The 19,982-nt window shown below is 73.8% G+C and carries 12 protein-coding genes and 2 pseudogenes; 5 read left to right on the top strand and 9 right to left on the bottom strand.

What is annotated here, in order from left to right; translation table 11 throughout:
- The first annotated feature begins 20 nt into the window (after positions 1-20).
- Positions 21-497: a hypothetical protein gene (locus tag IE170_RS08130; protein WP_189808616.1), complete on the top strand. Its 477-nt coding sequence runs from the start codon at positions 21-23 to the stop codon at positions 495-497.
- Positions 494-1,177 (top strand): CPCC family cysteine-rich protein, encoded by a 684-nt coding sequence (locus IE170_RS08125; protein WP_189808615.1) that lies wholly within the window; start codon positions 494-496, stop codon positions 1,175-1,177. The genes IE170_RS08130 and IE170_RS08125 overlap by 4 nt, the downstream gene beginning before the upstream one ends.
- On the opposite strand, the gene IE170_RS08120 is transcribed toward IE170_RS08125, so the two are convergent.
- Positions 1,162-1,695 carry a hypothetical protein gene (locus IE170_RS08120; protein ID WP_189808614.1) on the bottom strand — a complete coding sequence of 178 codons (534 nt, stop codon included), beginning with the start codon at positions 1,693-1,695 and terminating at the stop codon, positions 1,162-1,164. The two genes, IE170_RS08125 and IE170_RS08120, sit on opposite strands and share 16 nt — an antisense overlap.
- 163 nt (positions 1,696-1,858) lie before the next feature.
- Between IE170_RS08120 and IE170_RS08115 the strand changes: the two genes are divergently transcribed.
- Positions 1,859-2,377 (top strand): hypothetical protein, encoded by a 519-nt coding sequence (locus IE170_RS08115; RefSeq protein WP_189808613.1) that lies wholly within the window; start codon positions 1,859-1,861, stop codon positions 2,375-2,377.
- Here IE170_RS08115 and IE170_RS08110 read toward each other — a convergent pair.
- Positions 2,374-2,940, bottom strand: coding sequence for a TetR/AcrR family transcriptional regulator (locus IE170_RS08110; RefSeq protein WP_189808612.1), 567 nt, complete (start codon positions 2,938-2,940; stop codon positions 2,374-2,376). The two genes, IE170_RS08115 and IE170_RS08110, sit on opposite strands and share 4 nt — an antisense overlap.
- A gap of 72 nt (positions 2,941-3,012) precedes the next feature.
- Between IE170_RS08110 and IE170_RS08105 the strand changes: the two genes are divergently transcribed.
- Both IE170_RS08105 and IE170_RS08100 read left to right on the top strand, forming a co-directional pair.
- Entirely contained in the window at positions 3,013-4,170 is a 1,158-nt protein-coding gene (locus IE170_RS08105; protein ID WP_189808611.1) for an FAD-dependent monooxygenase, read from the top strand.
- A gap of 61 nt (positions 4,171-4,231) precedes the next feature.
- Complete coding sequence (locus IE170_RS08100; RefSeq protein WP_189808610.1) at positions 4,232-4,774, top strand: MOSC domain-containing protein; 543 nt, start codon at positions 4,232-4,234, stop codon at positions 4,772-4,774.
- A 17-nt stretch (positions 4,775-4,791) separates the two neighbouring features.
- On the opposite strand, the pseudogene IE170_RS08095 reads toward IE170_RS08100, so the two are convergent.
- The 7 genes and pseudogenes from IE170_RS08095 to IE170_RS08065 form a co-directional block, all read right to left on the bottom strand.
- A pseudogene (locus tag IE170_RS08095) lies at positions 4,792-6,099 on the bottom strand (MFS transporter); the annotation flags it as partial.
- A gap of 67 nt (positions 6,100-6,166) precedes the next feature.
- Positions 6,167-8,040, bottom strand: a pseudogene (locus IE170_RS08090) (glycoside hydrolase family 15 protein).
- A 195-nt stretch (positions 8,041-8,235) separates the two neighbouring features.
- Entirely contained in the window at positions 8,236-9,537 is a 1,302-nt protein-coding gene (nhaA, locus tag IE170_RS08085) for a Na+/H+ antiporter NhaA (RefSeq protein ID WP_189808608.1), read from the bottom strand.
- Positions 9,538-9,848: 311 nt separating this feature from the next.
- On the bottom strand, positions 9,849-11,393 hold the full coding sequence (locus tag IE170_RS08080) for an alanine/glycine:cation symporter family protein (protein ID WP_189808607.1): 1,545 nt from the start codon (positions 11,391-11,393) through the stop codon (positions 9,849-9,851).
- Between the two features lie 436 nt (positions 11,394-11,829).
- Entirely contained in the window at positions 11,830-16,683 is a 4,854-nt protein-coding gene (locus tag IE170_RS08075; RefSeq protein ID WP_189808606.1) for a DNA repair ATPase, read from the bottom strand.
- A gap of 96 nt (positions 16,684-16,779) precedes the next feature.
- Positions 16,780-18,843, bottom strand: coding sequence for a flotillin family protein (locus IE170_RS08070; RefSeq protein WP_189808605.1), 2,064 nt, complete (start codon positions 18,841-18,843; stop codon positions 16,780-16,782).
- Between the two features lie 184 nt (positions 18,844-19,027).
- Entirely contained in the window at positions 19,028-19,873 is an 846-nt protein-coding gene (locus tag IE170_RS08065; RefSeq protein ID WP_189808604.1) for a class I SAM-dependent methyltransferase, read from the bottom strand.
- Between the last annotated feature and the right edge of the window lie 109 nt (positions 19,874-19,982).

The following is a 19,982-nucleotide window of genomic DNA, read 5'->3' as shown; positions in this document are numbered from 1 at the left end:
CCGGCCGGAAGGCGGCCGGTGTGGAACTGATCGGCTTCTACCGCGAGCTGCAGTCCGCGCCGCGGGACGTCTTCCGCAGCTCGCTGCGGGACCAGGTGAGGAGCGGGACCGCGTACCCGAAGGCGGAGGTCACGGGGTACTTCATGGCGGGCCATCCGGTTTTCGACGTCATGGAGAGCACGCGGGACGTCCTGGAGGGGCGGTTCACGGTGCCCGGAGGGTCCTCGCTGCTGTCCGACGGCCGCTTCGTGTGGCGCGCCGACCTGGCCCGGTACGTGGACGCCTACAACCTGGCGCTCCCGGCGGCGTTCCTCTCCTTCGCCGAGGGCAACGGGTTCTCCGTACCCGCCCCGGACCGCGAGCGGTTGCTGCGCATCTCCGTGGCCGCGGGGCGGGCACTCGGGTTCCGCGAGGCGGAGGGATCCGGCCCGGATCGGCGGGCGAGGGCGCCGCGGAGCGGCCGCGAGGCCGATCGGCCGGAAGGGGAGCAGCAGTGACCGGGGACGCGTTCCCGTGCATCGTCTGCCGGAGCCTGACCGTCGAAGTCCGCGGGCACCACGAGATCTGCCCCGTCTGCGGATGGCAGGACGACGGCGGGGACTACCGGGATCCCGACCGGTACGTCGGCGGCCCCAACCGCGTCACGCTCCGGGAGGCCCGCGAGAATTACCGCGCCTTCGGCGCGAGCGAGCGGCGGCGTGCCGGCCGGGTCAGGCCGCCGCGCCCCGAGGAGGCCCCACCGCCGGAGCCGCCCGCGAGGGAGACCCCCGTGCAGGCCCCCGGCTGGCTCGGCTTCGTCGCCGATCCGGGTCCGGTCCGCGAGGTGTTGGGCGGGCAGCCGGTGCCGGAGCTTGACGGTGTCACCGTGCGGGAGTTCACGTGGCAGGCGGGGCCCGAGCCCGAGCTGCTGATCCGGTTCGACATCCCGGTCCACCCGGCCGGCCCTCCCGGCGTGTGGAGTCCGTCCGGCTTCGACGCCGTCCGGGTGGAGCTCCGGCTCCTCGGCGCGGAAGGCGCGTTCGAAGCGGCCCGTGGCTGCGATCCCGTCGGCCGCATCACGCTGGGCGCGGGCGGCGTCTCCCCGATCGCCGTGTCCGTCGAGGCCGAGCGCTTCCGAGCCAGGGTGAACGCGCGGGCGGCGCACATCCGCCGGGTGACCGCCTACAGGCGGAACTGAGCCGCAACGGTCCTCAGCCACCGCACACCACCCGCAGCCGGCGGCGTCGCCAAGGCGAAAGCACCTCCCGCGGCCAGGACCGCGACGCCCGCGGCGAGCGCCGGGGCCGAGTCCGGGCGGTGCAGGACGAGCGCCCACGGTTCGGCCCCGCCGTCCGCCCGCCCCCCGACGCCGGCGCAGACCAGCGGGTAGGCCGCGGTCAGCGGTGCCGCGACGCGGTGGCCGACGACCGGGGTGAGGAGCAGGGCGATGCCCAGGTAGACGGCGGTGTTGCGGCCGACGGCGCCCGCGATGCCGGTGAAGCCCACGACGTAAGCGAGACCGCTGACGGCGAGGGCCGCCCCGGCGAGCCCGACGGCGAGCACGGCGTCCCACCGGTGCACGGCCCGCACGGCGGTGTGCTCTGCCGGTGATGCGGCGCGGCCGGTGCCGTTGGCCCACAGCACCGCGGGAAGCAGCGCGATCAGCCCCGCCAGCAGGAACGGAATCGACCGTAATGCCGGAATCTTCCACTCCACCGATCGCCGCCCGCAGATGGCCGAAACCCGACCGAGGGCGGCCAACACCGCCCCCGCGGAGGGCCGAGGCCAGGCGGGCTGCAAGGATCACCTCTGCACTCCCGACGGTGGCCGGGAGTGATCCGCCTACGATCCACCTACCCGAAAGACGGGAGGACCGGCCGTGGCCGGCACCGCCTTCCTGGCCTCCTTCATCACGACCGGCCGCCTGCACGGCATCGGCATCGGCTCGACCCTCGCCGAGGTGGACCGGGCCCTGCCGCACCGCCGCGTCGACGTCGTCGGCGAAGGCGGCGCCTCGCTGCGCCGCGACTACGGGTTCGTCGAGCTGTACTTCAACCCGGGGGACGAGTGGGTGGTGTCCGGCGGTTCCCTCGAGCTGCACCGCCTCGCCAACGCCCCCGACCAGGCGGCGCGGTGGGCCGTCGGCACCGGGGTCGCGTTCGACCGGTACACCGCCTGGGCCGACGTACGGGCTGCACTCTCCCGCATCCCGCAGGCCCCGGCGCTCACCCCCACCGGCCAGGGCGGCTTTCGGGAGTACCGGGCGGAGGCGTCCGGCGTCTCCGTGCTCGTCGTGGACGACGCCGACGAGAAGAGGGGCTACCACGCGGGCCACGGGGACGTGTGGAGCGTCAGCCTGTGGCGGCGCCAGAGCGGGCCGGCCGGCGCCGCGCGCTAACGCAACGCGGCCGCGACCAGGCCTTCCAGCGCCTCGCGCCGCACGTCGCCGCCGCTGACCAGCGCGTCGAAGACGAGCCCGTCGAGGCAGGTCAGCAGCGTGTGCGTGCGGTCCTCGACGTCCTCGACGCCCCGCGCGGCGAGAAACTGCCGGACGGCCTCGCGGCCGGCGTTGTCGCGCGGCGTGAGGATCTCGCGCAGCTCCGGATCGCGCACGCTCTCGACGGCGCAGGCGTACCGCGCGAGCGAGCGGCGGCGGCCCTCACCGCTGAGCCGCTGCCGCGCGAGCAGCTCCATGCCGCCCACCAGGTCCTCGACACCGCGCAGCGGCGGCAGTCCCTCGGCCGCCGCCTGCAATTCGGCTTGGTCGAGCCGGACCAGGCGCGTGACGAGCGCCGTGAGCAGGGCGGCCCGGGTCCGGAAGTACGCCGACGTCGTCCCGGGCGGCATCCCCGCCCTGCGGTCGACGGCCCGGTGGGTCAGACCGCGGATCCCCTCCTCGGCGAGTACGCCGATGGCCGAGTCCGCAAGAACAGTGCGCCGATCCGAAACCGTGGAAGCCATACCCCTTTCTACACCTGTAGATGCTCGGATAAGTTTCTCTTCTACAGGTGTAGAAGGCCGGGAGGGTGCGACGTGGTCGGCACGGCAGTGGTGGTCGGAGGAGGCATCGGCGGGCTCGCCGCCGCGATCGGCCTGCGCCGCATCGGATGGGACGTCACCGTCCTCGAACGCGCGGCCACCCTCGAGGACGCCGGCGCCGGCATCTCCCTCGCCGCCAACGGCCTGCGCGCCCTGGACGAGATCGGCCTCGGCCAGGCGGTGCGCGCCGCCTCCCGCGGCCAGTACACCGGCGGCACCCGCACCCCCCGCGGCCGCCGGCTGTCCCGGATGGACGGCGCGGCCCTGGAGAAGGCGGTCGGCTCGCCGATCATGGGCATCCCCCGCTCCACCCTGCACCGCCTGCTGCGCGCCGCCCTGCCCGCCGGGGCGCTGCTGACCGGCGTCCGGGCGGCCTCGGTCGAACAGACCGCCCCCGACCTGGTCCGGGTCGACTGCGGGGACACCACCCTGCACGCCGACCTGGTGATCGCCGCCGACGGCATCGGCAGCAGCATCCGCGGCCGCCTCTTCCCGGACCACCCCGGTCCCGTCCACAGCGGATCGACCGTCCTGCGCGCCATCACCGACCATCCCGTCGGCCTGGCCACGGACTTCGAGCTGACCTGGGGGCGCGGCGCCGAATTCGGGCACATCGCCTTCCCGGACGGGCGGGCCGAGTGGCACGCCGTCCTCGGCCTCCCGCCCGCCACCCGGTTCGCCGACCCCCTGGCCGAACTGCGCCGCCGCTTCCACGACTGGCACGACCCGATCCCCGCCCTCCTCGCCGCGACCCGCCCCGAAGCCGTCCTCCACCACGACGTGGCCGAACTCCTCACCCCCCTCCCGTCGTACGCCGTCGGACGGATCGCCCTCCTCGGCGACGCGGCACACGCCATGACCCCCCACCTCGGACAGGGCGCCTGCCAGGCGCTGGAGGACGCGGTCACCCTGGCCGCCGCACTCGCCGCCACCCCCGACGCCGACGCCGCGCTCACCCGCTACGACGCCGAGCGCCGCCCGCGCAGCCAGGCCGTCGCGCGGGCCGCCCGCCAGGCCGGGAGGATGGGCCGGCAGCTCTCCCACCCCGTGGCGGTAGCCCTGCGGAACACGGCGATGCGCCTGACCCCCTCCCGCGCCTCGACCCGCATGATCCTCCGCCACCACACCTGGACACCGCCCCGCCTGCCGTGACCCCCGGCCCGGCATTAGGCTCGTGACCGGTCACGTCCACCGACGACGGGGGGTTCCGGACATGCGCGGGAGAGTGACGGCGGTCAGCAGCAACGCAACGTACTCGTTCACCAAGCCGAACCGGGACGCCATCACCCTGCTCACCGGCCTCGGCGTGGAGGGCGACGTCCACGCCGGGGTGACGGTCAAGCACCGCTCGCGCCTCGCGCGGGACCCCACCCGGCCGAACCTCCGCCAGGTCCACCTCATCCACGAGGAGCTCTTCGCCGAGCTCGCCGGCGAAGGCCACGAAGTGACCCCCGGCGACCTCGGCGAGAACATCACCACGAGCGGCATCGACCTGCTCGGCCTCCCGGCCGGCACGCTCCTGCGGATCGGCGACTCCGCAGTCCTGCAGGTCACCGGCCTCCGCAACCCCTGCCTGCAGATCGACCACTTCCAGGACGGCCTGCTGAAGCACGTCGTCGGCCGCGACGCGGACGGCACCGTCATCCGCAAAGCCGGAATCATGGGCATCGTGAAGGAAGGCGGCGTCGTCCGCCCCGGCGACCCGATCGAGGCCCAGCTGCCCGCCGGCCCGCACCGCCCCCTCGACCGGGTCTGACCCGTCCGGCCGCCCCGCTACGCCCGCCCCCGCGCCAGCATCGCCGCCGCGGCGAGGCCGGCGAGCCCGATGACGCCCAGGGCCGCCATGGCGGCCGCGTACGCGCTGCTGCTCAGCCCGGCGACGAGGATCGTGCCCGCGATGGCCGTGCCCAGCGACGAACCGAGGTTCGAGACGCTGCGCGAGAGTCCGGAGATCTCGCCCTGCTGCGCCTCGGGGAAGCTGGACTGGACGACGTTCACCGACGGCGTGAGCATCGCGCCGAGCCCCAGGCCGATCAGCAGCAGCCCCGGAGCGAACGCCCACGGGTCGGTGAAGGCACGCGCCAGCAGGATCAGTACGGGGATCCCGGCGATCGTGAGCGCGAACCCGGCCAGGATCAGCGTCCGCTGCGGCCAACGCTTCGCCAGGCGCTCCGCGGCCAGCGACGACACGAGCAGGCCGACGGTGGCCGACGTGAAGATGACGCCGGTCTCGATGGCGTCGTGGCCGCGGACGACCTGGAGGTAGGTCGCCACCACGAACGACGTCCCCATCAGCATCAGCCACTGCACGTTCTGCGTGACCAGGCCGAGGTTGGAGGTGCGGTTGCGGAACAGGCCCAGCGACAGCAGAGGCTCCTCCCCACGCCGCTCCTTCGCCGCCACCGACCGGAAGAACCACAGCAGGACGAGCGCGCCGAGCACCAGCAGGGCGAGCATCAGCCACAGGTTGTCGTCGGCGGCCAGGATCCCCATAACCAGGAGGATCAGGCCGGCCGCGGAGAGGACCGTGCCCCGGACGTCGAAGGGCCGCGTCGGGTCCGGCGGCAGGGGGTCGTCGATCCGGCGGGCCAGCAGCAGGATCACGGCGATGACCAGGGCCTGGAACACGAACGCCGCACGCCAGCTGAGGGCGGTGGTGATGAGCCCGCCGATCAGCGGCCCGGCGGCCGCCCCGACCCCGCCGAGCGCCATGATCACGCCGAACGCCCGGGCGCGGGACGTCAGATCGGGGTGGAGCAGCGTCGTCAGGATGTAGACGGGCGGGATCAGCAGGGCCGTGCCGATGCCTTCGAGGATCGAGTTGCCGAGGATGAGGACGCCCAGCCCGGGCGCGGCCGCGCTCAGCAGCGCGCCGACGGCGTACACGAGCAGGCCCGCCATGAAGCAGCGCTTGCGGCCGTAGCGGTCGGTGAGCTTGCCGCCGGGGATCATCAGCGCGGCCATGACCAGCAGGAACACGGTGATCGCGGTCTGCACGCCCTGGACGGTCGTGTCGAGGTCCTCGCTGATGTCCGTGATCATCACGTTCATGTTGGAGCCGGCGAAGCTGCAGATGAACTGCGCGAGCGCCAGGGCGGTCAGCACGGTCCGCGAGGCGGGTGCGGGCCGGGCGGCGGGGGAGGGCGCCTCAGCCATCGACACCGCCGTGCACGCCCGCACCGGCGCCGGCCCCGCCCGCGCCGGTATCCGAAGCCTGTTGCAGCTGCTCGTCCAACGCCATCGCGGCCGCGACCAGCGCCAAGTGGGTGAAGGCCTGCGGGAAGTTCCCGAGCTGCTCGCCCGACGGGCCGATCTCCTCGGCGAACAGCCCGACGTGGTTCGCGTACGTGAGCATCTTGTCGAACGCATAGCGCGCCTGGTGCAGCTTCCCGGCGCGGGCGAGCGCCTCCACGTACAGGAAGCTGCACAGGTTGAAGGTGCCCTCCGAGCCGCGCAGCCCGTCCGGGGACGCCTCCGGGTCGTAGCGGTAGACCAGGCTGTCGCTGACGAGTTCGCCGTCCATGGCGGCGAGCGTGTGCTCAGCCATGCCGGGTCGCGGGGCGAGAGGAACCCCACCCGGGGCATGAGCAGCAGCGACGCGTCCAGGACGTGGGTGTCGTAGTGCTGGACGAACGCCTGCCGTTCCGTGTTCCAGCCGCGGTCGACGATCTGCCGGAAGACCGTGTCGCGGGCCTCGGTCCAGCGGGCGGTGTCGGCGGGCCGGGAGTGTGCGCGCGCCAGGCGGATGCCCCGGTCGAAGGCGACCCACGTCATGAGCCGGCTGTACGTGAAGTCCTGCCGGCCGCCGCGGGTCTCCCAGATGCCCTCGTCGGGGCGGTCCCAGTGGTCGGCGAGCCAGTCCAGGAGATCGCTGAACGTCTTCCAGCCGCGGATGTTGCCGATGTCCCCGGTCTGCGCCAGCGCGTCCGCGGCCTCGCCGTAGATGTCGAGCTGGATCTGGTCGGCGGCCGCGTTCCCGGCCCGTACGGGCGCCGAACCGCGGTAGCCCTCCAGGTGGTCCAGGACCTCCTCGGTCAGGTGCGGCTCGCCGTCGACCCGGTACATGATCTGCAACGGCTCACCGGACGCGGTGCCGCCCGCCTCCAACCGGTCGCGCAGCCACGCGCGGAAAGCGTGCGCCTCCTCGACGAACCCGAGGTCGATCAGCGCCCCGACCGACAGCGAGGCGTCCCGGACCCACGTGTAGCGGTAGTCCCAATTCCGCTCGCCTCCGACCTGCTCCGGCAGGCCCATGGTGGCCGCCGCGATCGGCGCTCCGGTCGGGGCGTAGGTGAGCAGCTTCAGGGTGATCGCCGACCGGTGGACCATGTCCTGCCAGCGCCCGCGGTACGTGCACTTCCGCAGCCATGACAGCCAGTAGGTGCGGCACGCCTCCAACTCGGCGGCGATGCCGTCCACATTCGGGGCGGCGGACAGTTCGGCGCCCGCCCCCGTGCTGGTCAGCACCACGGCCGCGGTCTGGCCCGCCTCCAGGGTGAACGACGCGGTGACGTCCTGCCCGTCCTCCGCCAGCGCGATGCCTTCGGTGGCCTGCACCTGCAGGTCGGTGCCGGGACCCGCGAGGACCGCCGTACGGTCGTCGACCCGGCGCAGGGTGTGGGCGGCGCGCGCGTAGTCGAAGCGCGGCCGGCAGACGAGCGTGAACGGCAGGCTGCCCCGCACGACCCGGACGACCCGGACGATCCGGTGCCGGTCGGTGGCGGCGGCGGAGTCGAGCGGCAGCATGAAGTCGGCGACTTCCCCGACCCCGCCCGGTGCCATGTACCGGGTCACCAGGACGGCCGTGTCCGACAGGTAGAGCTGCCGGACCGTGACCCCCTCGACGTCCGCGGACAGCCGGCAGTGCCCGCCCCGATCGGCGTCCAGCAGCGAGGCGAACACGCTCGGGGAGTCGAACCGGGGCGTGCACCACCAGTCGATCTCCCCGCGCGACGACACCAGCGCCGCGGTCTGCAGGTCGCCGATCAGACCATGCTCGGCGATGGGCGGGTAACGATCCACCGGCACTCCTCCACCACGACGTCCGGACCCGCACCGCGCCAGGCCCGGATTTCCTCACTCCACCTGATCGACGGCCTTCCCTGCCGGACCGCGCCTCCCAGCGTGCGCCGCGCCACCCCACCCCGCGCGCCGACCCGCCGACACCGCCCCCACGGACCAGCGCTTCGCCGGAACAGGACCGCTCGCCCGCGGCGGCTACTGGGGTGAGGCGGCTTCGCGCTGGTAGATGTCCGGGATGCCGTCGGCGTCGGCGTCGAGCGTCTCCTCCTCGTAGAGGCGCCTGTACACCGTGTTGCGGCGGCGCAGCATCAGTGCGGCGAGGACTGCGGAGAGCGCGGAGCCGATGAGGACGGCGGCCTTGATCTGCTCGGTGACGGCCTGACCGGGGAAGGCCAGTTCGCCGATGAGGAGGGAGACGGTGAAGCCGATCCCGGCGAGGACGGAGAGGCCGAAGACGTCGGCCCAGGCGAGGTCGGGGTTGAGGCGTGCGCGGGTGAAGCGGGCGGCGAGGTAGGTCCCGCCGAACACGCCCAGGATCTTGCCGACGACGAGGCCCACCACGACGCCGAGCGGTTCGGGCCGGGTGAACACGTCCGCGAGAGCCGCCCCCGAAATGCTGACCCCCGCGGCGAACAGCGCGAACAGCGGCACGGCCACACCGGCGGAGAACGGGTGGACGAGGTGGGCCACCCGCGACCCGGGGGAGGCGTCCTCGCCCTTGTCGGTGGTCGTGCGCAGGATCAGGCCCATGGCGACGCCCGCGACGGTGGCGTGGACGCCGCTGTTGTACATCAGGGCCCAGGTCGCGAGCCCGAGCGGGACGTACCACCACCAGCCGCGCACCCGGAACCGCTGGAGCACGTAGAAGACGGCGAGCCCGGCGAAGGCGCCGCCGAGGGCCCAGAAGTTCAGTTCGGCGGTGAAGAAGATCGCGATGACGAGGATGGCGCCGAGGTCGTCGACGACGGCGAGGGTCAGGAGGAACGCCCGCAGCGCGGCGGGCAGGTGCGTGGAGATGACGGCGAGGACGGCCAGCGCGAACGCGATGTCGGTGGCCATGGGCACGGCCCAGCCGTCGAGGCTGCCGCCGCCGAGGCCCGCGGTGAGCGCGTACAGGGCGGCGGGCACGGCCATGCCGCACAGGGCGGCGACGACCGGCAGCGCGGCGGTGGCCGGAGTGCGGAGTTCCCCGACGACGAGTTCCCGCTTGAGCTCGATGCCGGCGACGAGGAAGAAGACGGCGAGGAGGCCGTCGGCGGTCCAGTGCCCGACGGAGAGGTCGAGGCCGAGCGCGGGGATGCCGAAGTGGAAGTCCCGGACCTGCGTGTACAGGTCCCCGAGGGGGCTGTTGGCCCAGACGAGCGCGATGACCGCGGCGGCCAGGAGCACGAGCCCGCCGACGGTCTCGGTGCGCAGGGCCTCGGCGACGGCGCGGCGCTCCGGCCACGGCAGGAGGCCGAGGAACGGGGAGCGCTCGGGCGGCGGGGCAGCGGTCATGGCGGGAGAACCTCCGGGCGTCGGCAGTAGCAGGGCACACGGCCCCGAGGACGCCGACCAGACTTCCCGGCACACCCCGCGTCGGCCCTCGGGCAGGAGGGCGTCTTGACGCGTTCCTCACACCCTATCGGGACGGGCGGGATGTCGCCAGGGGGGCTTTGACGTGCAGCAATGGCAGTGAGGGCAGCGATGGCAGTGAGGGCAGCGAGGGCGGCAGTGGGTGGCGGTCCGGGCAGGGGAGAGGGCCCGTACCCCTCCAAGGCGCGAGGATGGGTACGGGCCCTCGAAGGAGCCGGGCCGCGGGGATGCGGTCAGACGGTGGTCTTCTCCGGCTCCTGGTCGGTGGTAGCGCCGTCCTCGTCCGTGTCGAGGCCGGCGTCGCGGCGGCGGACGAAGTCGAGGAAGGAGTTGAGCTCCCGCTTGACGACGGGGGCCAGCAGGTACAGGCCGATGATGTTGATGACGGCGAGCATGAACAGGACCGCGTCGGCCATGTCGATCAGGGTCTGCAGGGTCAGCAGCGAACCGGCCACCGCGACGAGCGTGTACATGACCTTGAAGGTGAGCTCGCTGGCCTTGCTGCGGCCGAACAGGTGCGTCCAGGCCTTCATGCAGTAGTAGCCCCAGGTCAGCACCGTGGAGATGGCGAACAGCATGACCGCGATGGTCAGGATGTACGGGAACCAGGGCAGGACGGTCGCGAAGGCGTCGGAGGTGATGGTGACGCCGCCGATGGACTCGCCCTTGCGGGCCTCGCCCCAGCTGGCCGGGTTGGCGATCACGATCGTCAGCGCGGTCATCGTGCAGATGATCACGGTGTCGATGAACGGTTCCAGCAGGGCGACCAGGCCCTCGGAGGCGGGGTGCTTGGTCTTGACCGCGGAGTGCGCGATCGGGGCGGAGCCGAGACCGGCCTCGTTGGAGAACGCGGCCCGCTTGAAGCCGATGATCAGCGCACCGAGGACACCGCCGGCGACGCCCTCCGGGTTGAAGGCGCCCTCGATGATCGTGGAGATCGCGGCGGGCACGGCCGTCACGTTGACGGCGATGACGACGAGGCAGGCGGCGATGTAGATGCCGGCCATGGCCGGGACGAGCTTGCTCGTGACCGAGGCGATGGAGCGGATGCCGCCGAGGAGCACGATGCCGACGAGGGCGGCGATCAGGATGCCGAAGAACAGCGCGCCCGCCGAGGAGCCGAGCATGCCGGACTCGCCGCCGGTGACGGAGACCAGCTGCGCGTAGGACTGGTTGACCTGGAACAGGTTGCCGCCGAAGAGGCCGAAGAACAGCACGAACGCGGAGGCGAGGACGGCGAGCACCTTGCCGAAGGTCTTGCCGCGGGCGCCGAAGCGGTCGGCGAGCCCCTTGGGCAGGTAGTGCATCGGGCCGCCGGAGACGGATCCGTCGGCGTGCACCTCGCGGTACTTCACACCGAGGGTCACCTCGACGAACTTCGTCGCCATGCCGAGGAGGCCGCAGAGGATCATCCAGAACGTGGCGCCGGGGCCGCCGATGGAGACGGCGACGGCGACACCGGCGATGTTGCCGAGGCCGACCGTGCCGGACACCGCGGCGGTCAGCGCCTGGAAGTGGTTGACCTCGCCGGCCGACCCCTTCTCGTCGTACTTGCCGCGGACGACGTTCACCGCGAGGCGGAACTTGCGTATCTGCACGCCGCCGAACCAGGCCGTGAAGACGACACCGGCGACGACCAGCCAGGCGACGATCAGCGGCAGCTCCGTGCCGGCGACCGGGACGGAGTAGAAGACGACCTCGCCGAGCCACTTGGCGATGGGCTCGAAGAAACCGCTGACGGCCTCGTCGACGGAGTCGGTGAAGGAGTCGAGTGACATGTGGCAAAACCTCGATGGCGCAGACCGGTCCTGTGCGGGGGACCGGTGTGAAAGTGCGGGCTTTGAGCGAACGCCGTTGTCCGATCGGCGACCCGTGGCGCCGCCGGTCCGCGGAATCGGACCGATGAGGGCGCCTTGGCCGTGCTGATGGAGCAGCGTGGTGCTGCCGCGGCCGGGTGGAGGCCGCCGCTCCGGATCTCCGGCGAGGGGTGGGCCGAAGTGGAGTTGCGAATTCCTAGCACGGTCTTTACGTAACCTTTAGTGATCGATCTCACATTGGCCGAAAATATGTGGTGTTTGCCCAGGTTCGGTGATCTGATCGTTATGCGGATCTGAGGTTCCGCTGAGCGAACGATCAAGAGATCCGTGACCCGGGCAACTCCGCTCCAGCCCTGCATACCCGGGCAAAGCCCCTGACGCGGCCCGATCCGACCCCTCAGCGCCGCCGCCCCGTCCGGTGCACCGGCCGCCGGACGGCCCGCGCAGGCCGCCCCGTCCGGGCCGGAATCCGGCCACCGGCGCGCCCGCGCCCCCCGGCCCCGCGCCCGTACGGAGCGGTGATCTCCGCCCAGCGCGCCGCCTGCTCCGGGGTGAGGGCGCCCCGCAGCGCAGCCAGCTTCAGCAGGTTGGCCTCCGTGCCCGTCGCGAGGGCCTGCGCCTCCGCCCGGTAGTGGTCGTCGACCACCGCGGCCGCCTCCGCCCCGTTCATGGCGGGGGACAGCCGCTCCACGATCCGGTTCATGTTCCGGTAGGAGCCCTGCAGCCGGAACGGCGGCTCCGTCCGGTCCGCGTCGGCCTGCGCCGCCGAGGCGATGTACGCGGCGTTCACGGCGAGCACGGTGCTCCGCGCGGCCGTCAGATGGCCGAGCAGCGCCGTGATCTCCTCCACCTCCGCCGGCGCGTACGGGTGCGACAGCCGGTCCGCGCGCGCATCCGGGTCCCCCTCGGCCAGCCGTACGAGGAGGGCGAGGTCGGCGCGGTCCCGTCCGGCGAGCGGCGCCAGCACCGGGTGCGAGGTCAGGGCGTTCTCGACGAAGCTGAACGCGAAGGCCTCCTCCCGCCCGGTCAGCACGTCCCCGAGGTTCCACACGTCCGCCCGGTTGGCGAGCATGTCGGGAATCCTGAACCGGTCCCCGGACTGCGTGTACGGGTTCCCGGCCATGCACACCGCGAAGCGCTTGCCGCGCAGGTCGCGGCCGTTCAGCGTGCGCGTCGCGTCGCACAGCGGGATGAACTGCTGGAGCAGCTCCGCGGACGTGTGCTGGATGTCGTCCAGGTACAGCAGCACGTTGTTGCCGGCGTCCAGCGCGAAGGCCACCTTCTCCAGCTCCCGCCGGGCCGCCGCGTCCGGCGCCGCCTCCGGGTCGAGGGAGGTGGTGGCGGGCCCGAGCGCCGGCCCGTCCACCTTCACCAGCAGCAGCCCGAGCCGCTGGGCGACGTACTCCACCAGGCTCGTCTTGCCGTAGCCGGGCGGCGACAGGAGCAGCAGCAGGCCGTGCGTGTCGGTGCGCCGTGCGTCGCCGGCCGCGCCGAGCTGCTTGGCGAGGCTGTCGCCGACGAGCGGCAGGTACACCTCGTCGATCAGCCGGTTGCGGACGAACGACGGCATCGGCCGCGGCCGGTACTCGTCGATCCGCAGCCGCTCCCGCTCGGCCGCGAGCAGCCCGGCCCGCTGCCGCTGGTGCGCCCGGAACCCGGGGACGTCTGCGGCCGCGAACGCAGCCGTTCGGGTGAGGAACTCCGCCAGCTGCAGCGGCAGGGCACGGTCCCGCACCCGGGCGTGCGCGCCGAGCAGCCCGGTCACGGTGGCGGCCGTGGCGCCCTCCACCGGGTACCGGGGCAGCGACGGGCACAGCTCGGCGGCCGCCGCCTCCTCCACCGTCCCCGCATCCGCGCGGTGCCCGGTCGCGGCCGCGAACGCGCCGAGCCAGCCCTCCACGAGCTGCCGCCGCTCGGCCAGCCCGGACAGGACCGCCAGGTCCTCGTCGTACGGGGCGCCCCCGCCACCGCCCGCGCCGCGGCGGAACGCATCCAGCAGCCCCCGGGCGGCCGCCGACAGGGCGAAGCCCTCCGGCCCGCAGGTCAGCTCCTCCAGCAGGTACGCGGCAGCCCCCTCCGGGTCGGCCCCGCCCGCCCCGAAAGCCCCGATGGCGCGGGCGAGTTCGTCCTGGAGGTCCCGCAGCGCCGGGGCCGCTCCGAACAGGTCGCGGGCACGCCCGAGCGAGACCGCCCGCCGGCCCAGCGCGTCGCGCTCACGTCCGCCCGGCCCGTGCGCCCAGAACAGCGCGGCTGCGGCCCGCTCCCGAGCCGGGTGCCGCAGCAGCCCCGCCTCCCGGTGCAGCCGCACCAGCACCCGCAGGACGGCGGCGGCGTCGTGGTCGTGGATCCCCCGCTCGTACCCCTCGTCGTACGCCTCCTCGGCCGCCCGCCGCACCAGTGCGTCGAGCCCGTCCCCCGCGGCGGCCAGCGCCTCCGGGCCGTGTCCGGACAGCACCCGCGCGGCCAGGTACTCGGCCCGGTACACCTGCGCCGACTCCGACGGCAGCACCCGGTCCCAGTACGGCCGGCTCTCCGCGAAGCCGGGGTCCGCGACCGGCCGCCGGTAGTCGGTGCCGGTCAGCGCGAACGCCATGCCGTCGCCGCAAGGCACCAGCGTCAGCTCGGCCGCCTGCCGGGTCACCGCGAACCGGTGCCGGCCCAGCCGGACCGTCCCGCCCCCGTCCGCGTACAGCTCGGCGCGGTCCCGCAGCGCCCGTCCCGCCTCCTGCCGGGCGGCGGCCAGGCGCCCCGTCAGCTCCTCCGCCCGCACCGAGTCGCCGAGCGCCCGCAGCCGCTCCACGGTCCGGCGCACCCCGGCCACCACCGGGTCCGAGCTGAAATACGTGTTCACCGCGTCGTCGTCGCCGAGCGTGCAGGCCCGGCGGACCACCGTCTCCAGCACCCGCTGCGCCGACGCCGCGAGGGACTCCGCGCGCCGCGCGCCCGCGTCCTGGAGGGTCTGCCGGCGCGCGGAGAACGCGTCCTGAACCTCGGCGCGCTTCTCCGCGATCCGCGCGGTGAACTCCTCGTTCTCGGCGAAGCGGGCTTCCAGGTTCTCCCACTGCACCAGCAGCCGGGCCAGCTGCGCATCGCACTCCTCGGGCGTGCCGGCCGCGGCCGCCGCACCCGCCGCCAACTGCCCCAGCAGCGCGAACTCCGCGGCGAACTCCGCGCCGCTCTCCTCGTGCAGCAGCTCCCGCCTGCGCGTCTCCAGCCCGGCCCGGGCCCGGTTCAGCGCCCCCAGCACTTCCCCGATCCGCTCCAGGACGCCCGCGCGCCCCGCGGGGTCGCCCGCCTCCAGCCCCGAGGCGACCTCGGTCAGCTCCTGCAGGCCGAGGACGAGGCCCTCCACCTCCCGGCGCAGCGGATCGGCCTCGGCGGCGGTGGTGATCGCCTCCGCGGCGTCGGCGAGCCGGCGGGCCTCGGCGGCGTGGCCGTCGAACGCGTCCGCCCGCCGGAGGAAGGCCATGGCGCGTTCGGCAGTGGAGCCGATGGCCGAGGCCACCTCTGCGGCCAGCGCCTCGACGGCGCCCGTGTCCGCGTACCGCATCCCGGTCAGGGTGACCAGGTGCCCCTGCGCCCGGCGCAGTTCGGTGATGCGCGCGATCCACTCCCCGGCCCCGGCCGGCGCCTCCCCGCGGATCCGGCGCAGCAGGCCCGCCACGGTCCGGCCGGCCTCGGCCAGCGCGTCGGCCGCCCGCGCGGTGAGCGCCCGTACCGCCTCGAACTCCGCCAGCACCTGTTCCGCCGTCGCCCGTACGGCCGCCAGCGCGGCGTGCAGGTCGACCGCGTCCGGCGCCGCGCCGGCGAGCTCCGCCAGCCACGGGAACCGGTCGCCGGCGCGGACGCAGTCCGCGAGCAGCGACTCGTACAGCGCTGGCGTCGCCGCGGAGGCCTCCGTCTCCCCGGCGGCCGCGGCGCGGCGGGCGACGGCCGTGGTGTCGGCGACGGCCCGCACCAGGTCCGGGTTCCCGATCCGGGCGAGCGGCCCCTCCGCCGCGGACGCCCCCTGCGTGTCCGACGTGAACGGCGTGCTCCACTCCTGTACGGCGTGGGACCGGCCGGCGCGCCCGTCCCCCGCCCGCAGCACCACCAGCGTGCCGTCCTCGAACCGGGCCAGCCCCTCGCACGGCAGCGGCGCCGCGACCTCCTGCCGGATCAGGCTGTAGGGGTGCAGCAGCCGGCGGTTCCCCGCCCGCTCCTGGAAGACGTACAGCACGTCCTCGCCGTTCGGGGAGGCCACCGAGTGGTCGAACTCCAGGCCGGCGGTGTCCGTGTCGAACGTCCGGACGGTGCCGTCGGCCAGGCAGTAGCCGCCCGGGAAGACGATGCCGCCGTCGTCCGGGAGCCGGCGGCAGGACAGCCCGATGCCGTCCAGCCGGACCACCGTCCCGGTCACCGCGTTGAAGACGAGGTGGCGCCGGGTCTCCTCCTTGTACGGCAGCACCCGCAGCAGCGTCAGCGGCCCGACGACCGCGTACGCGATCTCGGCGTCCGCGAGGGACTGGAGGGACTCGTCCACCGGCTCGCGGTGCACGAGCCCGGATCCGGTCTCCGTGTCGTCCTCCGTCCTGATGCTCAGCGCCCCGCCGACCGTGGAGACGTAGAGCCGCCCGTCGACCGCCGCATGCGGGTGCCGGCCCGGTACGTGGTCGTCCCGGGTGACCTCCCGCCACCGCACGTCGTGGGCCGCGGGGAAGACGTGGTCGCGCTCGCCCCGCCCGTCCAGGAAGCGCACCGCGCCGGCCGGGCCGGCCTGCCAGCGCAGGACCCGGATGTCCTCGGCCTGCTCGCCGGTGCGGAAGACGGCGAGCAGGGTGTCGTCGACCCGGCGGAGGCGCTGGAGGCGGGCCCCGTGGTAGTAGCGGTGGAGCTCGTCGAACTCCCGTCGGAACGCCGGGTCGTCGAGGAGCCCGGGCACCGCGTCCTCGGGCAGCGGCTCCAGGTTCCTGTCGTACAGCGCCAGCACGTCCCGTACGGACGTTTCGTCACCGCGCGCGGCGGTCCCGCGGTAGCCGAACAGCAGGCAGTCGCCGACGCCCACCAGGTCCGCCGGGATCCGGGCTTCCTCCGTGCGCAGGTGCCCGGAGCCGGCGAGCGCGACCCCGGCCGAGCCGAACGCCGCGACGCGGGCCGCGTTCAGGGCCTCGGCGCCGCGGGCCAGCTCGCCGGCCTGGGCGGCGAGCCGCCCGCGCAGCACTTCGCACGCCCCCGTGTCGGCGCCCGTGGCCGTGTCCCTGCCCGTGCTCATGCGTGCTGCTCCTTCGCGTACGAGATCGTGAGGGGCCGTGGAGCCGCCGCCCCCTCCGCGGCGGCTCCACGGCCGTCGACCGCACCCCCGTGGCGGTCAGTCCCGGGCGGCGCCGTCCACTCCGGCAGCCGCGGATTTCCCGGCGAGCTCGCCCACCGGCATGTCTGCCAGGCCCAACTCCCTGGCCTTGGCCATCAGCGCGTCCAGCTGCCCCGAGCCGGCCGGCATGAGCCGCATCAGCAGGGCCGAGACGGTCAGGTCGCGGACGCCCGCGGCGGACGTGTTCGCCACCGCGCGGGTGAGGTCGTCGGTGAAGGACCCCGAGCCGTCGAGCCAGGAGGCGGCCAGCGCCTGCGCCGTCTGCGAGTTCTCCACGAACCCGTCGACGGCCCGGCCCATCGACATCGCGCCCACGATCCGGTCGAAGAAGGCGGACTCGCCGCCGACGATGCTGATGTCGGCGCTCTCCAGCCCCGTCGCGAGGACCGTGGCCTGAGCCTGGGCAACCTGCCGCTGCGCGTCCAGCCCGGCCAGCCGGATCTCCTTCTCCGCCTCCAACCGCAGCCGGTACTCCTCGTGCGTCCGGGACGCCTCGTCCAGGGCGGCCATCGCCGCCGCCTTCTCGGTCAGACCCGCGGCCTCGGCCTTCAGCTTCTCGCCGACGCCCGCGGCCTGCGCCAGCGCCAGCTCGCGGGCGCCCTCCGCCTCGGCCCGCAGCCGGGCCGCCGTCGCCTCGGCCTCGGCACGGCCGGCCTTCTCGACGACCTCGGCCTCCCTCTCCCGTACGGCCACCCCCGCCAGGCCCGCCGCGGCCGCCTCGGCCTGGATCCCCTCGGCCAGGCGGATCTTGGAGCGCGCCTCCAGATCGGCCGCCTTGTTGCGGGCCTCGGCCAGCGTGAGCTCCTGCGCGGCCCGGTGCACGGCCGCCTGCTCCGCCGCCTCGGCGGCCTTGATGTCCTTGACCAGCCGCTCCTGCGCCTCCGCCTCCGCGGCGATGACGATCGCCTGCCGGCTGCGCTCGGCCTCCTCGACGGCCCGCAGCCGCTTGATGGACTCCTCCTGCTCCGCGACCGTGCGGTCCACGGCGATCCGCTCGCGCACGACCTCCGCGATGTCCCGCCGCTCGTTCTCGACCTCCTTGTCGGCGGCGATCCGCGTCAGCTCCGTCTCCCGCTCCCGCGCGATGACCTCCAGCAGGCGGTCCTTCTCGATGCGCTCGTTCTCCACCGCGATGACCCGCTCCCGGTTCTTCGCGGCGACCGCCACCTCGCGGGCCTGGTTCTCCCGCTGGATGCCGAGCTGCTCCTCCGTCTTGAGGAACGCGCTCTGCGCGCGCAGCCGCTCCTCCTCCACCACCCGCGCCGTCTCGGCCTCCTCCCGGGCCCGCGCGGTCTCCACCTCGCGCCGCTGCCGGATCTCGGCATCGGCCTGTCGGCGCTCCAGTTCGAGGATGGCCTCGCGGGCGTCGACGTTCTGGCGGGTGATCTCCTTCTGCTCGTTCTGCCGGAACTCGTTGGTGCGGACGTTCTCGATGGCGGTCAGCTCGGTGATCTTGCGGATGCCCTGCGCGTCCAGGATGTTCCCGGCGTCGAGCTGCGAGACGGGCGTCTGCTCCAGGTAGTCGATGGCCGCGTCCTCCAGGCTGTAGCCGTTGAGGTCGATGCCGATGATCTCGATGATCTTGAAGCGCAGTTCGTCGCGCTTGGTGTACAGGTCGGCGAAGTCCATCTGCTTGCCGACCGTCTTCAGCGCCTCCGAGAACTTGGCGTTGAACAGCTCCTGCAGGGTCGCCTTGTCGCTGGCCCGCGCGGTGCCGATGGCCTGCGCCACCTTGATGACGTCCCCCACCGTCTTGTTGACCCGGATGAAGAACGAGATGCGGATGTCGGCCCGGATGTTGTCCCGGCAGATCAGGCCGTCGCGGCCGGTGCGGGAGATCTCGATGGCCTTCACCGAGATGTCCATGACCTCGGCCTTGTGCAGCACCGGCAGCACGACCTGGCCGGTGAAGGTGACGTCGACCTTCCGCATCTTCGAGACGATCAGGGCCTTGCCCTGCTCGACCTTCCGGAACAGCCGGGACAGCACGACCACCGCGGCGATCGCGACGGCCAGGACGCTGAGCAGCAACAGGCCGAGGCCCGTCGTGACGACATCCATGAGTTACCCCCTCCACATCAGTGCCGGGCGGCTCAGCCGAACCGCTCCGCGAACCGGCCGACGCCGACCCCACCCGCAACCGGCGGGCAGAGGGCAGCGCCCCCCACGCCGCCCGCGAGGCCCCCATCCTGTTCCGCGGGCGGGCGCCCCCACATTGCCGAATCCCGGCAGTCTTCCCGCCCGTTCACCGCGCCGTCGCGGTGACCAGCCAGGCGTTGCTGCGCAGCCGCACCCCGTCGGCGCCTTCGCGGGGGCGGAGTACGTCGACCAGCCGCCTCCGCGCGTCGGCGGCCGTGGCGGGAGCGGCACCGGCGAGGAGGTGGCGCAGGGGTCCGGAGGACAGCAGGAGGTCGGCCGCGTGCTCGGCGTCGTCCCCCCATGTGCCGAGGGCCGTCACGTGCTCGGCGCGTACGTCGTCCCAGCCCGCCCGCTCCAGCAGCGCGACGGCGGCACCGGGCGCGGAGAGGGAGAACATGCCGGGCCCGCCGGCTCCGCCGAAGCCGTGCGGCGGCAGGAGGCCGGCGAGGGCGGCCAGGGCGGTCAGCCACTCGTTGCCCTCGGGCTCGGCGGCACACAGCAGGGCGGCGCGGCCGCCCGGGCGCACCGCGGAGGCGATGTTGCCGAAGGCGGCGACGGGATCGGTGAAGTACATGACGCCGAAACGGCTGATCACCACGTCGAAGGCGCCGCGGGGGAGGGGGTGGACCTGCGCGTCCCCCTGCTCGAAGCGGACGCCGGCGAGGCCCTCGCTCCCGGCGGCGGCCCGGGCCTGCTCCAGCATCGGGCCGGAGAGGTCCAGCCCCAGGGCGTTGCCGCCGGGTGCCGCGGCGCGGGCGGCCAGGCGGGTCGTGGCGCCGGCGCCGCAGCCGACGTCGAGGACGCGGTCGCCGGGCGCGATGGCCGCGGCGTCCAAGAGGGGCTGGTCGAAACCGGCGTTGACGGCGTCCCAGCGGTCCCGGTGGGCGGCCCAGTGGCTGCCCTCGTAGCCGTTCCAGGCGCGGGACTGGTCGGTGTTCGCGATGCCGTTCATGGGGTGGAACCTCCCGGTGCGCAGACGTGGCGGAGCCAGACAGGAGCCCTAGAATGGGCGCATGCCCAAACAGTATGGGCGCATGCCCATACTCGCAACACCCCTAATC

Source organism: Streptomyces toxytricini (assembly GCF_014649915.1).
Lineage (GTDB): Bacteria > Actinomycetota > Actinomycetes > Streptomycetales > Streptomycetaceae > Streptomyces > Streptomyces toxytricini.
Note: the sequence above shows the minus strand (reverse complement) of the source record. Positions and strands in the feature narration are given on the sequence as shown.